Here is a 21,773-nt window from a genome sequence, read left to right as displayed (position 1 = left end):
ATTTTCAAGGTGTTGGGTTATGTTCCTGGGGTAAGCGCCGGAGGGGCCACCATTTTCATCTCACACATAGGCCCGCTAGCAGCGCCATGCCTTTCGATATCTTGCTGGGTCTCTATTAGCGTCTCATCTCCAGGAAACGTTGTGAGCGCGAGCTCAATAATATTCTTGGCATGCTCTGCACAGTTGATTTTCTGAAGCGCTACAGCGTAATTATTCAGGTAAGCCAGTTGCCCCTTGCCCGCGTTGTAGCCTTTGCCAAACCACTCAACCGCCATTTCTGGTTGCTCGGACAGGTAGTGGTTGGCGATAAGAAAGTAAGGCAGCCATTGGCCAGGCCACTGTTTTGTGGCATTTTCCAAGAAGCCCAGGGCTTCGTTGGTTTTTCCTATAGCTAACATATCATAGGCCGCACTGACGTAGATAAAGGGGTCAAGCACTGGCGAAGTGACAGTTTGGGGGAGCGGCGCCAGCAGCCAGTAGCCGCCCCGCGCCCAGGTTTTCTCAAACAGTGCAAAGGACATGCTATGGTTCGGTGTCAAACCAGTATGCAGGGTGATGGTTTGCTCGTTGAGGTCATAGCCAATCACGACCGCATAATGCCATTGCGGCAACCATGGAATGGAAAGATTCTGAAAAACGATGGTGGGGATGCCGGCGTCTATCAGTGACAGTAATTCGCGTAAATCACTTTGCTTACTGTAGGGCAAAAGACCGAATTGACGGGTTGCCACAACCATTTCCAACTGCAAACTCCCTTCTTTCTCTGGAATAAAGAGTTTTGGCGCTATCTGCTCTGGCGAGACGGGTTTGTGGTGATAGCCAAACACCTCTGCAAGCGTTGTCGGGCCGCAGTAAAAGTCTTGCTGGGGAATAAAAGGTACAGAATCAATACGTATCTGCGATGCAATATCCCCAGGCGGTGAATGCAATAATGCCCGGGTCTGTGGCGGTGTCTGGCATCCGCTTAGCATAAAAAAGCCTGCCAACAGGCAGGCTTTTAAGAACAAAAGCGACTTCACTTGGTACTGATAGGGCGAATAAAGGGATATACGTCGGTAACACCAGCCAAATCAAGAATGGCGATAACAGCCAGAACCGTTAATACCGCACCTACAATGCCACCGGCAGGGGCTTCTTGAAGGTGTGCATTTAACTGATTGATTTCGTGGTCAGTCATGGCATTTATCCGCGCCAATGCGTCTTGTGGTTTGACACCCATGCTGATGAGCTGCGCTTCCACATCTGCGCGTTCAACCATACCGATTAACTGCTGTTTATTAAATTGAGAGATTTGCGCGCTCATTACGGCATCGGATGAAATTGCATCGGCATGTGATTGGCCTACCACACTGACTAACAGCGACAATGAACATAAGATACTTTTAACGGCATACTTCATTTTGTTTCCTAGATCTCATGGTGTAAGTTTTTGTTGTGATTAGTAAAGCAGCTTTTAGGGGCGAACGCGAATGGTAGCCAAGTTAGCGAACATAAGGGAGCGCAAGTTATGGGGAAAGCTCAACGCCTGTCCTTGAGCCTATCGCAACACTGGTTCCCTTTGCTTGTCTGTGCACACACCAGACAAGCAAACCGCTATGACGTTGTCCAACCGCAGCATCATGTGTCGAGAATGACCCTGACCTACAAACCACAGATGCTAAGGTCTACTCGTTGTAAGACGCGGAAGCAGCAGAAGAAGGCGGAGTGGGCAATAAAATCAGTGTCGATACGTCTTCGTTGCCCTCTTTTTTCCAGATTTCGTTTCTTATAACGCGTTTATCTTCGGCCAATTGATAGGAAAATCCGGAGTTATGCGGCATGTCTAATGAGGCGAGGTTACGAACACTTATCATCCTGAATTCTATTGGTACCGGACTCTGCGTTGAGATCCACTGCATGGTCGGCTGGTGATTTGAGGCACAATAATGCGTCGCCACCAAGTGTTCGCCATCCATATGAAATGCTGTCATTTCCTCCCGGTTGTTTGGCATTTGCCAGGTCTCCAGTAACACGGAATCTTTGGCGGTCAACCGATAGGTAACGGTAGTATCTACCAAGCCCTGCACCTTGTATTCTCCGGTCAGTGCCTTCAATCTTTCAAATACAGCTTGGGCTGGTGTCAACGTTTCCTGTGCTACTACCTGCATCGACGTAGTGATGCCGGCCAACAATAGCAGGACAAGGTTTTTCATTACACACTTCCTATGAGGATGTCATCACTCAGATTGGATCAGATGAAAGCCCGTCTGGCGGCCATGCAGATAGCGTACGCCCTGTTTATCAAAATAGGCGTCCTCTTCGAGCATGATACGAATTTCCTTGTTCCAGGCTTGAATAAAGCTCGCTGCATTCAGTTCAATAGAATAAGCCGTGTTCAGATGCAGCGGGTAGTCGCCGCTGCCAGGGACGCCATCCTGGGCGTCCCACATGCCAAGCGTGGTGCCGGCCGCATGGCCATGATAGCCGATAGGATGGCTGTAGATGGCAGGCTTTATCCCTTCTTCAATGGCCATTTGCCGGGACATTTTTAACACCTCATTGCCGGTGCGTCCGGCTTTAAAATTGGCGGTAAAGATATCCTGCAAACGATTGGCGCTGGCCATGGCTTGATATAAATAGTCGGGGGCATCGGTTTCACCGGGGCGCAGCACATAAGCATGCTGTTGCTGATCGGTATTCAGGCGCAGATAAGTAATACCAAAATCCACATGCAGTAAGTCACCAGGCTGGATAACCTGCTCTTCCTTGTTTTTGCTAAAAGCACTCAAATGATCGAACTTTTCGCCACTGGCCCGCTGAATGGAGACAGTGGGATGAAACCAGTTGTCCAATTTCATCGCCTGGGACTGCTCTCTAAGCCACCACACCACATCTTCGGTGGTGGTTTTCCCTGGAGTGATGACTTGATTCGAGAAAGCAGTGGCAATTAACTTATGGCCCATGGCCACTATGCTGGGATACAGGGCCATTTCCTTTTCGCTGCGGGTTTCCAGCCAGGCGATAGCCAATGGCTGCGCTGGCACTAACTTAGCCTGCCATTTACTACCCAGAACTTGTTGCAACTCTTCGTACTCGGTGGCCGTGATGCCATCCGCCAGGGCCACATTAGCGGACTTATTGATGGCAATGCTGGCCGGAGCCCTTTGCTCAATCACCTCTTTTAGCGCCTGCCATTGATCCGGTTGTTTTTCCTTGTCCCAGGCCTTTTTAAAGGCATTGCCCACATCGTAACGAGCGATGGCCAAACGCTCCACCGGCTTTCCCTGACCAGGGTTAAACAGTACCAAAATGGTACGTCTGCGCGCCGACAGCCAAGTCGAAGGCAGCATGGTTTTTAACACCGGATCTTCATTATACTCGCGGGAGATCAGCACCCACATATCAATCCCTTCACGCGTCATCAGCTGAGGCAGCAGGTGGGTTAGCCTGTCTTCGAGGAGTTCATCGACAAGCGCCGCCCTCTCACGCATGGGCAAGGGATGGGCAGTGGCCTGAAAGCCGATGATGAAAAAGGTCAGAATAAGAAGTAATCGCATACGAAAGTCTTGGTGCTGTTATTGTCATTGGCAGACTACCACAAAAAGTACGATGTTCACCTTGAACACAATAAAAATCATAAAGTTACTGCTCAAGTACTAAAGTCGTCTGCTATTAACTGACACCGAATGACTCAGTGCAAGCCAGAAAAAAATAAAGGGGAAGCTAATCTGCCGTCGTTGGGTTGGTGGGAGGTTTCTGCGGCTTAAACAATGTGACATCAGGCGCTGTAGAATGGCGCCGTCTAGAAGACGACGCCATTCACTCATGGGACATAGCTAAGGGTAGATATGCGTTTTAGCCCTTGTTGCCTAATTAACCGCACACCTTGGTCTGCTACACATCAGCATTAACATACGCGCATCCAGCACCGTGATAACGCCGTCACCATCCAGATCTCTGGGATCTTCAGGACCGGTAGCGGGTTGATTTCTGGCATCCAGAATCAAGCCAAGATCGTCGCGGTCTACATCACCGTCGCCGTCTATATCACCCTGCACTCCGGCGGAAACGATAAGATCCATATCACTGCCGGGGGCGACTAGACTACCGCCAGAAGGTGTTTGATTGATCACCACGCCTGTCGGTACAACGGCACTATATTCTGTGGTGACTATACCCACCGCCAATCCCGCGCCCGTAATCGCGGCTTCAGCGTCTGCCTGCAACAGGCCTATCACATCGGGTGTCGAAACCTGAGTGACTCCGATTGAAACCACTAAATCAACCGCACTACCAGCAGTGGCTTGAGCACCGCCTCCAGGGGTTTGACTAATAACATTACCCGCAGGAACAGTGCTGCTGTTTGCGGTGCTTACCGCTCCCACCGTCAACCCCGCGCCCACAATGTTTGCTTCTGCCGTTGCCTGCGGCAAGCCGGTTACATCAGGCACAGTTATTAACAGTGACCCCAAAGAAACAGTCAAATCAACAGGCGTCCCCTCAGCGACAAGACCGCTGGTTGGATTCTGACTGATCACATTACCTGCAGGAACAGAACTGCTGTTTGCGGTGGTAACGGCACCTACTGTCAGTCCCGCATCGACTATGGTCGTTTCAGCAGCCGCTTGCGATAGCCCTGTTACATCAGGAACATTCACTAGCAGGGGACCATCGGAAATCACCAGGTCAACAGGTGAACCTGGTAGCACCGTTCCTCCTGTCGGGTTCTGGCTGATCACATCACCGGCGGGAACAACTGCGCTATTGGCAGTGGAAACCGTGCCGACCGTCAGACCCGCCGCCACGATGGCCGCTTCGGCATCAGCTTGAGACAGGCCCACCACATCTGGCACGGGCACAGGCGTTGGCCCCAATGAAACCGTCAAATCGACGCTGTCACCAGCCTGCGCCTGGCTGCCACTTAGCGGTGTTTGACTGATGACGTCTCCCGCTGGCACCACGGGGTCCTGCGCGGTTGAAACCGTTCCGACCACCAAGCGAGCTGCTGTGATGGCCGTCTCAGCGTCAGCTTGCGGCAAGCCCACCACATCGGGCACCAGCACTTCATCCACAATTTGCACAAAGCGGGTTTCAATGGCATCCGGACTCAATGCATTGGCATCGGTTACCGTCAGTTTGACGATAGCACTGCCGCTATCACCCAGGCCCGGCGTAAAGATCCAGGAAGGATCGGTACTGACAACGACGTTGTCGAGTCGCCATTCGAAGGACAGGGGATCGGCATCCGGATCACTGGCATTAGCCGAGAAACTCAATGGATTGAGGTTACTGGCGGTTGGTGTCAGCGTCGCAGGCACAAAGGACATGATCTGCGGTGGTCCGTTAACTTCAAGCACCTGCAAATCGGCATAGGCAATATCCTCATTACCATCAGTATCGGTGACTAGCAGGCCGATTTTTCCTACCAGCGGCGTATTAAAGACCGGGCTGACATTACTGCCGAAGGCATCATCAAACAGACCGTCCAAGTCCAGATCCCAGGCAAAGGTTAATGCCTGGCCGGTTGGGTCCGAAGAGCCACTGCCGTCAAGATTGAAGGTTTGTCCTTCATCGCCAATATATGGCCCGCCTGGATCGGCGGTGGGATGACCCGACGTCACCAAGGGCGCAAAGTGATCGACCACATCCTGGGCTTGCACACCGAGTTGCTGAACAGCAGGCAAAAAGGTGTCAATGGCGCCAACAATACTGTCTATGCCCCCTCCCCTTGAGTAGGTGCCTGTTGGCGCCGGGAAGGCATTGATGCGGTCAAATAAAAACACAATATCCGCATCGCCAAAACCAGAATCCCTTAAGCTTTGCTCTTCTGCCGGGGTCAGCCCGCTGTTGATAAGCCTGGTGTTCAGCGCCGCAATATCGGCGCCATCATAAACCAGATTGGCCAAGCCTTTGGCTGCCAGCTCGGCTTTGTAATCCATCGCCACTTGTTTGGTGGTGGTCAGCTTATCCGCCAAGATGTCGGCGTACTTTTTCAGTTCCTGCGCTTGCAGGAAAGTGAACAGATCATCATTGGCCGCTTCTGCGCCCTGGAATTTCTCTAAAGTACGGGTTAAAGAGAAGACCAGCGCCTGCTCTTCGGCAATGCTGTTGGCCAGGGCAATACTGACTTGATCCAGCGGATCGGCGGTGGCGGCGTTAAATGGATAGGTTAATGATACCCCGGGATAGAGTGACGCTTGCCCGGCGAGATCCGAGTTAACCGCCCCGATATCGATAGGAATAAATTCCATAAAAAGCGGGTCTGGCGGGTCATTTTCCAGGGTTTTATATTTCGCGGCCTGACCGCCAGCGAGCGCCGCAATAATCTGGCCGCCCTGCTGCAAAACCGCGCCGTTGTAATCTGTCGGCACACCCAATACAGCGCCAGCCACATTGACCCCAACGGAGACCCAATCGCCTGTTGCTGCTGCCCAGGCAATGGCAATCGCCGTGGCATTGTTGGACAGATTGGCCCCCCAATCAGCGGTATTTTGCCAGGCAGCGGCTTGCGCTCCGGCCGCCGCTTTGATGGCGGCTACATCGACCGTTGGTGGCGCTCCACCCGAGGAAAGGACCGCGATAGAATCACGGGCACTACCGCCCTGATTATTAACCACCACAATGTCATAGTTACCCACAGCAAGCGGCGGCAGCCACAGTATCAGGTCGAAGAAACTGCCTGGAAATCCGCCGGTGCTATTACAGCCACCGGCGGTGACGTCGTTGGCATTGGTCGGCGCAGCACCGGGCGGCACCACACAGACCAGGCCGGAGGGGCCAAAGAAAGAGCCGCCTGCCGTCCCCGTTGCGCAAACCGGTTCATTGTCTTGAAACACATTTTTAAAACCCAAGTTGCAGTCACTGGCAAGCACTTGTTGTGCCTGTGCCGTATGCGCTGCACTGAGCAGGAGAAGGAGTAAGGTGAAGGATGTTAGTAGGAGAGAACGTATCGTTCGTATGCTATTCATATGCCGAGCCCTCGTTTCCCGCTGGCTTATGTCAGCGTGCTGAGTCTTTGCTTATGGAAAGGGCTCTCTTATACCTCTTCGTTTATCTCCAAAAATCGGCAAAAAAACACTATTTTTCCGTAAATCTATTTTGCTAGAAAGCCCACAAACCTCTCTATAAACAGTGAATTGATTGAAAATGAAATTGCGATAAATTGAATGCTTCCTTGCACATACTCTTTTTATCCTTGCAGACAGTTCAGAGCACCGGGAAGGGCATGCATTAACTACACCACGGTAATGAGAAGCTAAATACAGACTATAAGTCAGTGACTTAGAAAATGAGGCAGAGTTGAAGCCGATACAGTATGTAAAAAAAGCCGACATTACGCAGGCGCACTGAATACGCCTTGCCCCCATGTCGGCCATATTATGCTGTGCATCAAGACAACGCCTGATGCTGCTGTGGCTCAGTCGTTTCCACCCCGGTTAAATTTCTATTAACCGTCAATGGGCATTGCGTACCGGACAGCGTTATTCTCCGGAGCTGCCTGTGCCTGGCTCGCTTTGGCCACTTGCTCTTTGAATCGCTGGTAATGGATCAGGCCTTGTTCAATCATCTTCGCCGGAAAGGCGTCGGTCATTTGCTCTAATAAGCTGTCTGCACCTTCCTGCTTGCTGTCATTGGCCAGTTTGGCCCAGCCATAAGCCACTTCCAGCAAGGCTTCTTGTTGCTGCTGTTGTTGCTGTTGGGATTGAGAAATAATGACCTTGGCCAGATCCAACTGCGCCGCCGGCAGGCTCAGGTTGGCGGCCTTTTCGAGCTCCCGTCTGGCCTTCTCCCAGTCTTCGGCCATGGCATAGTCGATACCCATACGATAATGCTCCATGGCTTTGGCATCGGTGCGATATTCTGCACGCTGCTTTTGCGGGCCTTTGTTAATGCCGATAAATTGGCTGCCCTGCGCATCACTGAGTTTGTCAGCCTCAGCCAACCAGTATTGGGCCTTCTTTGCATCGGCCTCTGCGCCCAGCCCTTTTTCATAGACTTGGGCCATCGTCAGTGCCGCAGATTTCATTCCCTGACTGGCCACCTCTTCCATCATTACAACAGCCTGCTGTTGCTTTTGCTTGTCCTGCCCGTCCAGCATCAAGGCGGCAAGATTTTCCTTTCCTAACAGGTCTCCCTGTGCGGCAGCACGCTCAAACCACAGTTCGGCTTTGTCATAATCCACACTTCGCCCCAGTCCCAGTTTATACATCAATCCCAATCTGGCTTGTGCACCGGCATGGTTTTGCTCTGCAGCGCGCACCGTCCAATAGTAGGCCTGTTCATAGTCTTTGTAGGTCAGATATCCATTGAAATAGTAAGCCCCCAAGTGGGCCTGAGCGTCAGCATTGTCTCCCCGGGCGGCTACTTTCAGCCACTTCAGTGCTGCCATATCATTTTGGGCAATTCGTTTCCCCTCGAGATTGGCCACATAGAGGTCGATGGCTGCAGGAACAAAGTCATTGTTGGCAGAGATTTCCAGATACTTTATGTAGTCCTCATCCTTGTCACTTAATCTTGCATAATGGTAGATGCCATCGGCCAACTCGGGCAGGTCACGAAACGCAAGGATCATCTCTAAATAGTCTTTGGCTTTCTTTTCATCGACTTCATGGGCTTCCATCCCCAGATATAATTTGCCAAGCAGGTAGGCGCCGAAGGCGACATGCTTATCTTTGGGAAAGCGCTGGGTCAGATGGGTAAACCAATATTCTGCGCGGACCAGATCTTTGGGCACACCGTTAACGCCGTTTAGGTAGGCATAACCCAGGTTAAAAGCCACATCGTTGCTGTCCAGGGCATTGCTTTCAATTTGCTTAAGTTGATTGGCAGACAGCGGCTCCTGAGCAAAGGCAGCGGCACCGAAGAAGACACAGAACAGATAAGTGCAGAGATAGCGAAAAGCACGCATCACACATCCTTGTATTGAATAGAAAAAACGGCCGGCAGTATAACAATTTCTAAGTCGCGGCAACCACTGCTTGTGATTAACGTTTTGTGAGTAAAAGGCTGCGACCGCTTTTAGTCACAGCCCTTCGTGATAAATTGCCTTAGTGACACAGATTGTTGCGCCCCCTATGCTTTAACATGGCGGGGCACAAACAGAATATGGTTCTCCAAATGAATATGCTCCATCAGATCTTCCTTTAGCTCCTGCACACCGGCGTAAAGCGCCCGCCAGCTATTGCACGCTCCCTCTGGCAATATGAAGTGGTGGGCCAGCATAACCATTTTCTCCAGCGCCTGGCCATGCTCCAAATGATCTTCCAACATCACATTGATGGGTCCCTGAGGGTACATACCGTTAATAAGCATAGGAAAGAGGATCTGTTCCTCCTTAAGCATATGGCTCTCCAGCTCATCCAGCATCAGGGTCAGATGCTCTGCCAGTCCGCTGGGACAGTCAGGCGATGCCTGATGGACAGTCTCGACCCGTTGGGCCAGGCGGATAAGCTCGGGCATCTGACGGCGATGCTTATCGTGGAAGCGATCGAGGATATGCTGCACCAAATCGGCAACTGGCTGTTGCGACCAATCCGGTTCCGGTTGCCGGCATTGAGCAAGGTTATCTAGTGCCGTCAGTACAGCTTTTTCATCCACACCCCGGCGCTGCAGGGCCTCTGCCAGGGTTTGCTGGCCGGCACAGCAAAAATCCAGGCCATATTGGTGGAAAACCCGGGTTGCACCGCCTACGTTGATGGCCAGCTCGGCCAGTGACTGATTCAATATCGACATGTTGGACTCCCAAACTGATCTGAAATCTTGTTCTTTATTGGGCAATAAGCAGGTACGGATCTGGCGCTACCAATGCCAATCCATTGAATATATCTAAAGGGTCTTCCTGGCAGTCCCCCTGGCTGCGCAGACTATTTTGCAACACTGAGCGTAGCGTCTCGTCGTTGTGTAAATACAAGGGCAAATCATGATGCCGGTAGTGACAACTGCGTTGATGGGATTGCCCGGTAATCACCAGCCAGCGCAGCAACTCCCTGGACAGACCGGGCACATCGCTTGGTACGCAAAGAAAATGCTCCTGAGGGAAAGTGCAAACCGCTGTATGCAGCCAGGAGAGCAGACCAAATCCCTCGCAGACAGGAGAACTCCCCCCATTCATCGATGGGCTTGCGGCCACCAGTACCTTAGTGGCACCCACGGCCATCAACATTGGCGTCAACGTCTGCCTGCGGATAAGGCAATTATCAACAAGCTGTTCTTTTCTGTCCGGCATAATCAGTGCGACGAAGTTCATAGCCATGCTCCAACAGTACCCTGAGCATTATTTCAACAGCTTGGACACAGCGGCACCATATGCCTAAAGGGAGCCAAGGCCGTCTCCTTTGGGGTATTGCCTGCATCCACTTTGGGGCACAGAATAGGGTTTTCGCTGTTGATCCCGCTTATGCCTAAAAGCCTGACCTTAGACCAAGCTCTTCGCTACAATCGTCAGATATTGCTGCCCGGGTTCGATCTCGACGCCCAGGAAGTGCTGCTAAATGCCGCGGTGCTGCAGATAGGCGTTGGCGGTCTTGGCAATCCTGCCGCTCAATATCTGGTTGGTGCCGGTATCGGTGCACTGACGTTATGTGATGACGACAAAGTGGAATCCTCCAATTTGGCCCGCCAAGTGCTGTTTAGTGAAGCAGATCTGGGACGCGGCAAATGTGAGGCGGCCCTTGACCGGCTGCAATCCTTAAATCACCAGTGCCGCTTAAAAGGCATTCCCAAACGCCTGGACGAGGCAGCGTTGAGCGCACAGATCATGGCCCATGATCTGGTACTGGATTGCAGCGATAACCTGGCCACGCGGCAACTCATTAGCAAGCTGTGTGTCCGTTTTGGCAAGCCGCTGGTCAGCGGCGCGGCCATTCGCTTTGAAGGTCAGCTTTTCAGCTACGCCCCCGGAAAAGACTGTCCATGCTATCAGTGCCTGTCCGCGCTTTTCGGTGAGCAGCAATTAAGTTGTGTTGAAGCCGGCATCCTTGCGCCAGTTGTGGGCATCATTGGCGTGATGCAGGCCTTGGAGGCAGTTAAACTGCTGACCGGCATCGGCCAGGCCAGTCTTGGCCGACTGCAGCTATTTGACGGCCTGCAGGGGCGCTGGCAGGAATTCAAGGTACTCCGCCGGCCCGATTGCCCCATTTGTTCAGTCTGAGCCATCACACAGGGCCTGCCATTGAGCGCTGGCTTGTGCAGAACCATTTTTGGCCTGTATATAGAGGTTAAGCAAGCGAATTTCACGGCACTGGTATTGCTCTTGCGCCAGGCAGGGGATCTCAATCAACCTCAGTCCCGCCTCATGGCCATATTGCTCAAATGCGGCGGCAAATTCCCCCACACTCTGCACCAGGCAGGACTTCCCGCCATAGGCGGCAATCAAATGGTGGACATCGAACGCAGGATCATTGCAGTGATAGATGGGTTCATTGCCACTTTTGCCAAGATGAAAAATATTGTTACGCATATACAGTATGGTGACATCAGTCTGATCTTTTTGAATATGGATAAGCTCGTTGCTTTGAAAGTGCATTCCACCATCGCCGATGATCACCACCAGCCTGTCTTCAAAATGCTGCTCCTTTATCAACTTGGCCGCCTGCCTGGCATAAGGTAGTGCGGTGCCCATGGCGCCATACCAGGGATTGGTCAGCCAACCGCGTCCACTTCGCCCAAGCCGGGTTCTCAGGGCGTAACTGGCAAAATAGCTGTTGCCCACTTCAGGTAAATACAGGCAGGGTCGCGATTGAGCTGCTTGCAACTGATTAAGCACGCTGGCCAGATTATGAAAATCCAGCTTGTCAGCAGCCTTAGTCGGTTGCAAAGCATACTCAACAGCAGGGGCACAGAAGCTTGGCAGCGGCAGGTCCAACAGTAGAGTAAACAGCTCTACCAGATCTAACTCCAGCGCGACCGTACTCTTAAGCACCGTTTTATTGGCGAAACTCTCAATGAAATGGCTGCCGGTGGAGAAAGCCATATTGGTATCCTGTGCATATATACTGCTGGCCACATCCAACACATAATCCATATGCCCTTCAACATAATCGCGGCTGGGATTGTCGCTGAACACGCCATTGTAGGCGCCAAGGCACAAGGGATCGAACTCATCAAATAAACCTTTGGCCAGCCAACTGGTAGCGAAAGGGATCTGACAACGCCGGGCAAACTGCATCAACAAGTCTTTCAACTTCGGGTTGTGCTTGACGCCATCGCCGATAAATAAAAGCGGTTGCCTGGCCTGGTGTAATCGCTTGAGGATCTCCGCAGCAATAACCTGGCTGCCATCGAGGATCTGCATCGGCAGCGGCAACTGGGTCAGGCTAGCCGGCAATTTCAGCGCCTGGGTCAACATAAACACCTGGTCTCTTGGCACTTCAATAAACACCGGTTGTTTATGCATCCAGGCATGCGTAAGCAGTTGGAAAAATTGCTCTGCGGCCATATTGGGCTGCCCAGCGCTGCGCTGTCCCTGCAGGCGGGTAACGCGCATGCCCATCGCAGCGAAAGCCTCCAGGGCATTGTCATATTGCATGCGCCAGGCGTTGCCGGAATGCACCATATGATGGATAGCGGAGTTGCCCGACACTTCTGCCTCGCCGGGCGCGCCAGAGATGAACACCACCGGCAGTCGCTCGGCCATGGCCAACGCAGCAGCGCTAAGGCAAGGTAAACTGCCGACCATATAGGTGGTCAGGCAAAAACCCATGCCTTCTAATTCCGCCTGGGCACAGGCGCTGAACCCCGCATGCATCTCATTGCTGGCGGCACAAAGTTCAAGTTCGTTGCCCAGGGCCTTGATCAAATTGGCGGCAAAGTCTCCGCCCACCCCATACAGGCGTCGGCCCCCAAACCAACGGATTATCTGCGCCATGGCCTGTCCTAATGTAGGCAGATTGCGGCAATAATTGTCCCCCAGGTTCTGTTCGTAATTAAAAGGGATTGGCTGTGGCATCAAAATTTCCTTACTAACAGGCCACAGGCGACTCAGCCCGGCAATAGCGATACCAGGTCAGCGCCATACAGCTTAAGTAAAACAGGGATAAGAGCAAAAAGGCCGAGTTCAGGCTGCTGGTCATCAGCATCATCAGGGCCAGTAACAGGGGCAATAAAAAGCCGGCAAAGGCGGCCATGGCACCCATCAGGATCTGTGCCTGTATGGCTTCCTGCTCGGCGCATGCCTGGACTTTGTTAATGTCAGATGCCTGCAATTCGTGGCAGCGTACTGTCACAAACACTGTGGATACCATCCGAAAGAGCGCACCGTTGCCCAGGCCAGCAGCGGCAAACAAGAGGACAAATAGGGTCATGCACTCCATCAGATGGGCAGGGTCCTGAGTCCAGGGCAGGGCAAAAAAAATCGCCAACGCCGACAGGGACATCATCACAAAGCCCCACAGAGTGATTGGGCCAGCGCCCAGCCGATCCGCCAATACAGCGCCCAGGGGTCTTGCCAGGGCCGCGGCCAAGGGGCAGATAAACACAAAGCGCAACGGATCATAGGCGGGGAAGAGTGTACTTAGCACCAACGGCAAGGCGAATGACAGGCCTAAGATGGATCCAAAGGTGCCCATATACAGACACCCAAGATAAACAACATGCGCATTGTAAAGGCCCCTTCTCTTCAGGTTAAAGACTGCGTTATTTGGATTGCGATCTTGCAGGCCGAACCAAGCCAGTAGCACAGCCAGAATAATAAAAGGCAACCATATCAGTGGTGCGTTTTGCAGCCAAAGAGGCCTCGACCAGCCACTTTCATCCAGCCACCAATGGGGCTGCCCAAACACAAACCAACAACAGCCTGCCGATAGCGCCAGGGGCGTTAAAAGCTGCAAGGCGGCGATGCCGAGATTGCCAAGGCCGGCATTCAAGCTTAAGGCCCAGCTGCGCTGAGAAGGCGGAAAGAAATCAGCCAGATGCAACATGCTTGACGAGAAACTGCCCCCCCCCAAACCACACAACAGCGCCAGAAAGGCCATCAGCCAATAGGGGGTTTGACTGTCGCGAAGCACATAAGCTAAGCCCAGGCAGGGGATGAGCAGCACCCCGGTCGACAGCGCCGTCCAGCACCTGCCGCCAAGCGCTGACAAGCCATAGCCATAAAAAAGTCGGCTCAGCACAGCAGACAACGCCGGTAAGGCCACCAGCAGGAACAGTTGGCTAAGGCTGTAATCAAAGCCCAGCCTGGGCAACTTCACTACCAGCACACTCCAGATAGACCAGACGGCAAAAGCAACGAAGAGATTGGCGATTGAAATCCACAAGCAGCGCATGGCCAAATTGCGGGCATTTTCACCCCATTGTGCTGGGGCATTGCCCTTTTGGACATCTGCTGCAAAGGCCGATATCTCCCCAGCGGCCCGATTTACAAGCCAAGAGGGAGTCTTGCCTGCCATGTGCACATTGCCTCAAACATTAGTACATGGCTGGATCATAGGGCCGTCCCCTTGACGGCACCATACGGCATAATGGGCATGCCAGGACCGCCGGCTACCCCTGTGGGAATACTCCTCTAGGACTGACTATGGGAGTGGTTGCGCATACCGGCGATATTATGCCAATAACCATTACATTGCCCCTCATAGCCGCTGGCGAGCCCGCCCTCTTTGGCTTGGCGGAAACGTTCAAGCCACGCCAGGGTCTCGGTGGACTGAGGGCTAAGACGCACTACATCCACTAATCCAGCCATACTGGACAAATCATTGATCAGGTTGTAGCAGTCTCCAGACTGGGTCTGTATGCCGTTAATATTGAAAACCTTCTGTCCTTCCTGACTTTTCATCAGACGACCCGTTGGATACTTGATACAGCACAGTTCACAGTCATCCTTGGCCCGGTTTTCGGAGCGCGCGGTAAAACAACGGGCAGAATATGCCAGGGGCAGATGCCCGTAGGCAAACACCTCCGCCTCGAAGCGATGACGGATATTCAGGTTTTCGCAACCGCTGAGGACTTTCATCAGCCAGTCTCTGGACAGCTCTACCGGCATCACCCAGCGGCACATCCCGAGGTCGAGCAGGTACTTTATGCTTTGTGCGTTGTAACAGTTGATGGCAGGTCCCACCACAAAAGGTTTGCGCTGCTCGGCCATAAAATGGATAGCCCCCACATCATTGGCCTCTACCAGCAGTTCGCCATTCTCGCACAGACTTTTCAGGGTTTTCACTTCCGATGGTGCCTCCAGTAAGGCCATGGTGGAAAGCACCACCTGTTTGCCGCAGGCTGCTATCTCCCGAGCCAGTGCCAGCCAGTCTCTGCTGCGTAGCTCACGGCGTTTGGAACAAACGGTTTCGCCCAGATAAATGATGTCGGCCTGGCTGGCCATGACCTGATGATAAAAATCCTCCACCTGAGCCTTAGGCCAGAAATAGAGTAGGGGTCCCAGTGAATACTGCATCTTTTTACTGCCATTTCCGGTGATAAGCGCCCAACGAGGTCTGCCTGCCTTCTGACAGGGCCTCCAAGCCCTGTTCCCATTGCCTTTGTACCTGAAATTGCTGCGGCCTTGTCATACAACTGTCGATGGCCTGGCGCCAGATGCGCGTGACCTGCTGAACATAGGCTGGACTGCGCTGGCGGCCTTCAATTTTGACCGCACTGATGCCACAGGCCATCAGCTGTGGCAGCAAGTCCAGAGTGTTAAGACTGGTGGGTTCTTCCATCGCATGATAAGTATTACCTTCCACCTCAAAACGCCCCTTGCACAGGGTGGGATAGCCAGCGTTTTCACCCGCTGCGAAGCGATCGATCAGCACACCAGCCAGACGCGATTCAAGCCCTTTCTGCGTTTCCTGCCAGCGCACATGAGCAGCCGGTGAACAGGCACCGGCGGTATTGGGTGACTCGCCGGTCATATAGGAGGACAGATAACAGCGTCCTTCAGCCATAATACACAAACTGCCAAAGGCAAAAACTTCCAGCTCCACATCGGTCTGTCTTGCCAGCTGTTTGACCTGATGCAGAGACAACACTCTGGGCAGCACCACCCGTTTGACGTTGAATTGATTTTGATAGAAGGCAATGGCCGCACTGTTTGTGGCGCTGGCCTGCACCGACAGGTGCAGTTCCTGCTCGGGATAACGAGCACTGGCATACTGAAGTACCGCCATATCGGCCAGGATCAGCGCATCGGCACCGTTGCCGACGGCCATATCCACCGCATATTGCCATCGGCACCAGCCATCGGGATGAGCGAAGGTGTTGATGGCCACGTGCAACTTACGGCCATGGGTATGCACAAAGTCAGACGCCTCGGCCAGTTTGCGGTCGGTAAAATTTAAACCGGCAAAATGGCGGGCATTGGTGTCATCCTTAAGACCCAGGTAGACCGCATCGGCCCCCTGCTCCACCGCTTTTTTCAATGCAGGCATGTTGCCGGCGGGACAAAGTAGCTCCATTTTTCCTCCTTAGAGGTCAGTGGCTTCAGATCACCGCCACCTGTCTATAGCTTTACTGACAGCCGAGTGTACGCTCAAAGCCAAGAGTTGCTATTGACCAAAATGGGTACCCATTTTGCCAACGGACAATCCCCTGCATCTTTGATGTAGATTAATTTTTGCCAATAGGGGCGACGCTAATCTGCAAACCTACGCCAACCAATGGCCAATCTTTATGAAGAACCTGATTTGTACTATTGCAGAGTCACTGTTTAAGCCAGGCATCGTCCTGTTTTCCAAGCTCCCCCCCCTCTTGCAATGCAGCTTGGCCGAAGGCCTGCTTAACCAGGCATTGAAACAGCCTTTAGCTGAGGGCGAACTGGATTTTATCGGTTGCGCAGTGCTGAAAATCCGAGTCGATGATTTGCATCAGGCCTGGTACTTACGCCTGCATCAGGGACGCTTACGCGTCGCCTTGCAAGGACAGGACAACGCCTGTTTCAGCGGTGAATCACAGAGTTTTCTGCTGCTGGCCAGCCAATCGGTGGATCCGGATACCTTGTTTTTTCAACGGAAACTGATGATAAGCGGGGATACCGAGCTGGCACTGGCGGTGAAAAACCTTCTGGACAGCCTGGAGTTAGAGCAGTTTCCCCCTTTGTTTAGCAAGCCACTGTCATGGTTTGGGCAGTGCAAGCAAGCACAACTCTGAGGACATTTTGATGCAAAGCTTTGTTACCCAATTTTTTACCAGCGATCTTCAGGGCCTGGAATTGCTGTTTATCGCCTATAGAAAAAGCAAACGGCAAGATCTGCTGTTGTCGATAACCTATTTTGAGAAGTTTAAGGCCGGTATTGAGCGGCATTTTGCACAGGTGGAGCAGCTGTTGTTTCCCTTGTTGTATCAGGACGGTCCAGATCGGGACTCTGTCAGCAAAGCCAGACGCGAACACCAGCAAATCCGGCAACAGCTCAGTTGGATAGCCACCCTGCTGGAGCGCGGTGTAGACAGTAGCGAAGACGACCAGGCTCTGGAGTTTATGTTGTCAGATCATCTGGAGAATGATGAATTTACTCTCTACCCCTTATGCGACAAGCGCCTCAGTGAAGACGCCATGGGGCCGCTGCTGCTGGGGTTATATTGATAGTCTCGGAAAGGTCGAGGTGCCGCTTAGCCTGGTAATGGGGCCTCGTTTTTCTGTGCCTGAAGCCCCTCTGTTTGCCCAGTCGCGCCACTTGGGCTCAACCAGCAGACCGGGCTGCTTCAACAAGCGTACTTGTGGTCCCCTGACGATGATAATGGCGCACGCTATGCTCCTTACGGCGTCCCTCACTAAAAGCCGATACCCGCTTTAAATAACCTATCACCCTGGTGCCGTGATCGATGTGGGTTGAGCCACATTGGCTACAGCGCATCAGCGTGCGCTTGTCGATGTGTTCACAACTATTGCAAATGGTGATGCGTACATTGATGCAGAAGTAATTGCAGCCGGTACGGGCGGCAATGTTATACAGATTCAGATAGTTCTGTTCACTCAGGGATTCTGCCAGATTCAGATGCAAGGCCGAGCCGCCATCCAGATAGCGGGTCATCTGCTCGCCATGCAGAATAAACTTGTCCAGGTGGTTAAGGCTGTCGTCTTCGACCACATAGAAATAGCTGTTGTAGCAATCTCTGGGCACCTGATAACCGTCTTTGCGATCCCATCTGGCGTTTTTGATCCCCAGATTCTCGGCTGGCACAAACTCGGTGTTAAACAAATAGCCGCTGTGCTCACTGGCCCGCCGATTGGCATCAAAGATAATCTTCAACTGACTGTCCACAAAGGATTGATATTGCAAGTTGACGCCAGGCTGTATGCCTAAATACTCGGCGGCTTCCACCAGTCCATTGATACCGATAGTCAGAAATTGTTTATTCAAACTGATAAAGCCGGCGTCGTAAACCGGCAACAGGCCGTTTTGCTGATGCTCTTCCATTAGCTTCCGGTAAGCTATCTGGTATTGCTGGATCTTCTGTACTTCCTGTGCCAAATCCCGCCCATCCTGAACCAGGCGGTTCATATTGATGGTAATCACGTTGATGGAACCGGTCGCCACGCCACCTGCACCCAGGCTGTAGGAAAAAGTGTTATCGGTTATTTCATTTCGCAAACGACAGCATGACGCCAGTGAATCGGCACTGGCTGATTGGTAAATAAAGAAAGAGCCGCCCTCGCTCATGTTTTTGGCACAGAGTGCCGCAAAGGTCTTGTCTTTGACCATACCATCCTCGGTCAGCATCGCGGCCGTCACCACGGGAAAGGTCAGTACCGCCTTGTTGCGCTCCCGATTGAACCAATCCAGGAAAAAAGCCTGTAAGGTGCTGACCGAAGGCCAGCTGGGCACCGTCATATCAGGAAATACAAACTGACCGAACATGGCATCGAAGTAAAATTGGTCATACAGCGAAATATTCCAGAACACGCTCTGATAGCCCCTGGCTGCCGCTGGTTGGTTAAGGGCATACACCACATGTTGCAGATGATTCTCAATGGCCTTGGGGTGGGTGTTGAGATAATCATCGCCATAGTCCCGCCGGGCGAAATAATCAAAGTAAGTGAGGAATTCGACTGTGGCCACCGCGCCCGCAAACTGGGCGCTGATGGCAAACACCAGGTTAACGAAGCTGCCGCAAAAGGACTCCAGGTGCTTGGGTGCCTTGGATTCGCCACCAAGTTGGGTCAGTCCGTGCAGTAAAAAAGGATACATGGTAATGGAGGTACAGTAGGGTTTAAGACTGGTTTCATCGTGCACATAGATCTCGTGGGCCTCAATTTGCCTGGCATATTCCTTGGCCAGTTCCTGGCCGTATAACTCGGTAATCTTGGCTTGCACCTGTGCGCGATTGATCTGGATAAAAAAGTCTTTCATTAACTCCGCTTCCAAGGTGGCGATATTCTTGAAAGTGACATTGGCATTGGCATCCATCTGCGAGCCGTCTGCGGCGTTTTGTGCCAGCTGATAGTCGCGGATAAAGTCCAGCTTGCCTTGTAGTTGTTGGTTATCAAGCTGCTGCATGGTTATTCTCCCTAAAACGAAAGTTAAGTAGATTGCCGGTGGCCAGGGCCACAAAACGTTGGTTAGTGACAGTACTTTGCAGACCGCCGAGGTGAGCCTGCCAGGCACCGGTTTTCAGGTAATCAAGGCGACGCAGTAGGCGCTGTGGCACCCTCTCCAGGCCGGTATAGAGGCAGGTTTTGAGGTCCAGTCCCTTGGCAAGGTCGAGTTTGGCTTCCAGCGCTTCGAGATGCCACTCGCCACCAAAAAACAATACACAGGTGATCAGGTGGCGATAACGCTGTAAATAATGGCCAAAGCGTTCGTCACTCAATGGCTGACCTGCTTGGGGATCCCAACTGTCCTGGCTATGACAACCTGGGCAGCGAAGCGGACAGCCAAAGATAGTAAAGGCCAGGGACACCTCGTCGGGCACCTCCTGGAAACAGACCTGCGGGGGGAAGCTATTGAAGGGCTTACTACGCATATGTTGTGCCTTAAATCATTTTTAAACCCAATATATTGTGTTTAACCTTAAAGAAGCACGCGCAGAAGAATTTGATCCAGATCAATAACAGCCAACATCTGCTTGGCACAGAAATACGCGTCCCCTGGCAGACCGCTACGCACGGGTGCTGCAGCTTTTCTACCCAAGAAGGGGTAGGATCAATGACCCTAATGTCCCCGGATAGCTGCGGCTGATGGCGGTAGACTAAGGCTTTTCCACGGTCAGGAGCCTCTATGCATATTCACTCATATACGGATTTAATCCGCGCCGCCTTGCAACAAGATCAACCACAACGGCTGCTTTTCGTATTCGCTAAGGCCGAGTTACCCTCAGGCCATACAGATAAACAAAAGCAGGGCTTCGAACAGGGCAATGGTGGCGCGTTGGCACCGGTGCTATGTGTGGATAAGCTCCCTCAGGAAGCAGCAGACTTCTGCACACTGGTGGAAGAGTCCCGCCATACAGGTCAGGACTGGGACATTGTCTTTGTCAGCGCCATGCAAGGAAGGGCGGGTATTGCACCTAATAGCGATGAGGCGGTACATCCCCTGCACATGATGATGAATAAGATCCAGAGCGGCATGATTGGCGATTTTCTGACCTTTACCCGCGAAGGAGAGTTGGTGGCACTGGCACCTGGCTAATGTCTATGACCAATGCGGCGATGTCCATCACACTCAAGGGTTTTACTAACTATATACAGCCGCCACAACTGGCGCAGCGCCAGTCAGCGGCATTGACCGCCTGATAAAACCAGCGCAGGTGTGATTCATCAAGGGGAATGCCATGAGTCTCAAAGAGCGGTAACATCCACTCTAGATTCTCCACTATCCAATCATCTTCTTCGGTGCCCTCCAGGTAGGCGTCATCGTCGGGGAACAAAAAACTGAAGTTGCCAAAGGTATCCATGTCATTTTCGGCCTGTTTATCCGGCAGTACCAGCACCGCCCCCCGGTAGTGGATAATCCAGTGACCCAGGCACAGGGTATGGCCCTTCGCCGACCATCTGGCAGAGAAGGGATTGTCAGTGTCTGTCACGTCTCTCTCCTCACGCTCACTGCATCAAAGGCGAGCCATCCAGGCCAAAGTCAAACCCCTGGATATCGGCCCCGGCCAGCAATGTCCTGATATATTGTGCCTGATGCTTGCGCCTCACTTTAGTATCCAGATACTGGCGGATATCGGCTTTAACCTGCTCATACGGCAAGGGATGACCTTCTACCCGCCTTACGATGTCCACCAAATGAAAGCCGTAGCGGGATTCAACCGGCGTGGCCATCAGCCCATGGGGGGAAGCGAAAATCTGGCGTTCAAATTCGGGCACCGTCTGACCCTTACTGATTTGCCCCAGATTACCGCCGAGCTTAGCCGATGAGCAGGCGGAATAGCGAGCAGCGAGCTCGGCAAACACGCTTGGTGCCTGGCGCAGTTGGGAGAGCAGAATGTCGGCCTGATCTCGGGCTTGCTGGCGCTCCTGTGGTGAGTCCGCTGGCGCGGCCAGTAATATATGCCGTACTTCTAAGAGCGGTGCGGTAGAGAATTTTTGTTTGTTGGCCTCAAAAAAGTGCCGGCATTCCTGCTCGGTCGCTTTGGGTGCCTCTGATTCTTTGGCCATCAGGGCTTCCAACAGGGCTTGCTCCTGGATGGCATCAAGCCCTTCTTGTGCTGACTTTATTCCCAGCGCCACGGCGCGTTGACGCACCACTTCATTGATAATCAGGGCTTGAGCCGATTTGACCATGGCCTCTCGGCGGCTGGTAGCGGGATGATACTGCATCTCTGCGCTAATGGCGTCGGCCTGAATGGGCCAGCCGTTCACGCTGATCGTTGGAATGTCGGTAAGCATAGTAAGCCTCGATAATCACTGTAGAGAGCGGGCA

General features: G+C 52.7%; 20 protein-coding genes. 4 read left to right on the top strand and 16 right to left on the bottom strand.

Features of this window, described 5'->3' with window-relative positions; translation table 11 throughout:
* Positions 1 to 17 precede the first annotated feature (17 nt).
* The 8 genes from P2G88_RS04125 to P2G88_RS04090 form a co-directional block, all read right to left on the bottom strand.
* Complete coding sequence (locus tag P2G88_RS04125) at positions 18 to 1,019, bottom strand: PA2778 family cysteine peptidase (RefSeq protein WP_275794429.1); 1,002 nt, start codon at positions 1,017 to 1,019, stop codon at positions 18 to 20.
* Positions 1,016 to 1,399 (bottom strand): DUF6627 family protein, encoded by a 384-nt coding sequence (locus tag P2G88_RS04120; protein ID WP_275794428.1) that lies wholly within the window; start codon positions 1,397 to 1,399, stop codon positions 1,016 to 1,018. The genes P2G88_RS04125 and P2G88_RS04120 overlap by 4 nt, the downstream gene beginning before the upstream one ends.
* Positions 1,400 to 1,664: 265 nt before the next feature.
* The gene (locus tag P2G88_RS04115; RefSeq protein WP_275794427.1) at positions 1,665 to 2,192 is read right to left on the bottom strand and encodes a hypothetical protein; all 528 of its coding nucleotides are present in this window, start codon (positions 2,190 to 2,192) and stop codon (positions 1,665 to 1,667) included.
* Positions 2,193 to 2,216: 24 nt separating this feature from the next.
* Positions 2,217 to 3,536: a M24 family metallopeptidase gene (locus P2G88_RS04110; RefSeq protein ID WP_275794426.1), complete on the bottom strand. Its 1,320-nt coding sequence runs from the start codon at positions 3,534 to 3,536 to the stop codon at positions 2,217 to 2,219.
* A gap of 312 nt (positions 3,537 to 3,848) precedes the next feature.
* Positions 3,849 to 6,947 (bottom strand): PASTA domain-containing protein, encoded by a 3,099-nt coding sequence (locus tag P2G88_RS04105; RefSeq protein ID WP_275794425.1) that lies wholly within the window; start codon positions 6,945 to 6,947, stop codon positions 3,849 to 3,851.
* Between the two features lie 479 nt (positions 6,948 to 7,426).
* The gene (locus P2G88_RS04100; RefSeq protein ID WP_275794424.1) at positions 7,427 to 8,887 is read right to left on the bottom strand and encodes a tetratricopeptide repeat protein; all 1,461 of its coding nucleotides are present in this window, start codon (positions 8,885 to 8,887) and stop codon (positions 7,427 to 7,429) included.
* A gap of 164 nt (positions 8,888 to 9,051) precedes the next feature.
* Complete coding sequence (gene ytfE / locus P2G88_RS04095; RefSeq protein ID WP_275794423.1) at positions 9,052 to 9,711, bottom strand: iron-sulfur cluster repair protein YtfE; 660 nt, start codon at positions 9,709 to 9,711, stop codon at positions 9,052 to 9,054.
* A 34-nt stretch (positions 9,712 to 9,745) separates the two neighbouring features.
* Entirely contained in the window at positions 9,746 to 10,225 is a 480-nt protein-coding gene (locus P2G88_RS04090) for a hypothetical protein (protein WP_275794422.1), read from the bottom strand.
* Positions 10,226 to 10,375: 150 nt separating this feature from the next.
* On the opposite strand from P2G88_RS04090, the gene moeB reads away from it, so the two are divergent.
* Complete coding sequence (gene moeB / locus P2G88_RS04085) at positions 10,376 to 11,128, top strand: molybdopterin-synthase adenylyltransferase MoeB (protein ID WP_275794421.1); 753 nt, start codon at positions 10,376 to 10,378, stop codon at positions 11,126 to 11,128.
* Here moeB and P2G88_RS04080 read toward each other — a convergent pair.
* The 4 genes from P2G88_RS04080 to P2G88_RS04065 all read right to left on the bottom strand — a co-directional run bounded on the left by P2G88_RS04080 (position 11,120) and on the right by P2G88_RS04065 (position 16,367).
* On the bottom strand, positions 11,120 to 12,925 hold the full coding sequence (locus P2G88_RS04080; protein ID WP_275794420.1) for a thiamine pyrophosphate-dependent enzyme: 1,806 nt from the start codon (positions 12,923 to 12,925) through the stop codon (positions 11,120 to 11,122). The two genes, moeB and P2G88_RS04080, sit on opposite strands and share 9 nt — an antisense overlap.
* Positions 12,926 to 12,938: 13 nt before the next feature.
* Positions 12,939 to 14,366 (bottom strand): MFS transporter, encoded by a 1,428-nt coding sequence (locus P2G88_RS04075; RefSeq protein ID WP_275794419.1) that lies wholly within the window; start codon positions 14,364 to 14,366, stop codon positions 12,939 to 12,941.
* A 116-nt stretch (positions 14,367 to 14,482) separates the two neighbouring features.
* Positions 14,483 to 15,367 carry a U32 family peptidase gene (locus tag P2G88_RS04070; RefSeq protein WP_275794418.1) on the bottom strand — a complete coding sequence of 295 codons (885 nt, stop codon included), beginning with the start codon at positions 15,365 to 15,367 and terminating at the stop codon, positions 14,483 to 14,485.
* A gap of 4 nt (positions 15,368 to 15,371) precedes the next feature.
* Positions 15,372 to 16,367, bottom strand: a complete 996-nt coding sequence (locus P2G88_RS04065; RefSeq protein WP_275794417.1) for a peptidase U32 family protein — start codon at positions 16,365 to 16,367, stop codon at positions 15,372 to 15,374.
* A gap of 214 nt (positions 16,368 to 16,581) precedes the next feature.
* Between P2G88_RS04065 and P2G88_RS04060 the strand changes: the two genes are divergently transcribed.
* Both P2G88_RS04060 and P2G88_RS04055 read left to right on the top strand, forming a co-directional pair.
* On the top strand, positions 16,582 to 17,058 hold the full coding sequence (locus P2G88_RS04060; protein WP_275794416.1) for an SCP2 sterol-binding domain-containing protein: 477 nt from the start codon (positions 16,582 to 16,584) through the stop codon (positions 17,056 to 17,058).
* A 10-nt stretch (positions 17,059 to 17,068) separates the two neighbouring features.
* Positions 17,069 to 17,491, top strand: coding sequence for a hemerythrin domain-containing protein (locus tag P2G88_RS04055; protein ID WP_275794415.1), 423 nt, complete (start codon positions 17,069 to 17,071; stop codon positions 17,489 to 17,491).
* A gap of 97 nt (positions 17,492 to 17,588) precedes the next feature.
* Here P2G88_RS04055 and nrdD read toward each other — a convergent pair whose 3' ends face one another.
* Both nrdD and nrdG read right to left on the bottom strand, forming a co-directional pair.
* A complete protein-coding gene (gene nrdD / locus P2G88_RS04050) occupies positions 17,589 to 19,406 on the bottom strand; it encodes an anaerobic ribonucleoside-triphosphate reductase (RefSeq protein WP_275794414.1) in 1,818 nt (605 codons plus the stop codon).
* Positions 19,393 to 19,872, bottom strand: coding sequence for an anaerobic ribonucleoside-triphosphate reductase activating protein (gene nrdG, locus P2G88_RS04045; RefSeq protein ID WP_275794413.1), 480 nt, complete (start codon positions 19,870 to 19,872; stop codon positions 19,393 to 19,395). The genes nrdD and nrdG overlap by 14 nt, the downstream gene beginning before the upstream one ends.
* A 254-nt stretch (positions 19,873 to 20,126) precedes the next feature.
* On the opposite strand from nrdG, the gene P2G88_RS04040 reads away from it, so the two are divergent.
* Positions 20,127 to 20,537, top strand: a complete 411-nt coding sequence (locus P2G88_RS04040; protein WP_275794412.1) for a ribonucleotide reductase subunit alpha — start codon at positions 20,127 to 20,129, stop codon at positions 20,535 to 20,537.
* 49 nt (positions 20,538 to 20,586) lie between these two features.
* Here P2G88_RS04040 and P2G88_RS04035 read toward each other — a convergent pair whose 3' ends face one another.
* Complete coding sequence (locus P2G88_RS04035; RefSeq protein WP_275794411.1) at positions 20,587 to 20,931, bottom strand: hypothetical protein; 345 nt, start codon at positions 20,929 to 20,931, stop codon at positions 20,587 to 20,589.
* Positions 20,932 to 20,947: 16 nt separating this feature from the next.
* Positions 20,948 to 21,739 carry a peptidylprolyl isomerase gene (locus P2G88_RS04030; protein ID WP_275794410.1) on the bottom strand — a complete coding sequence of 264 codons (792 nt, stop codon included), beginning with the start codon at positions 21,737 to 21,739 and terminating at the stop codon, positions 20,948 to 20,950.
* Positions 21,740 to 21,773 lie beyond the last annotated feature (34 nt).

Origin of the sequence: Aliiglaciecola sp. CAU 1673, from assembly GCF_029223185.1 — a bacterium.
In the GTDB taxonomy this organism is placed as follows: domain Bacteria; phylum Pseudomonadota; class Gammaproteobacteria; order Enterobacterales; family Alteromonadaceae; genus Bowmanella.
The sequence above is the reverse complement of the archived record's forward strand: the minus strand, read 5'-3'. Positions and strand labels throughout refer to the sequence as shown.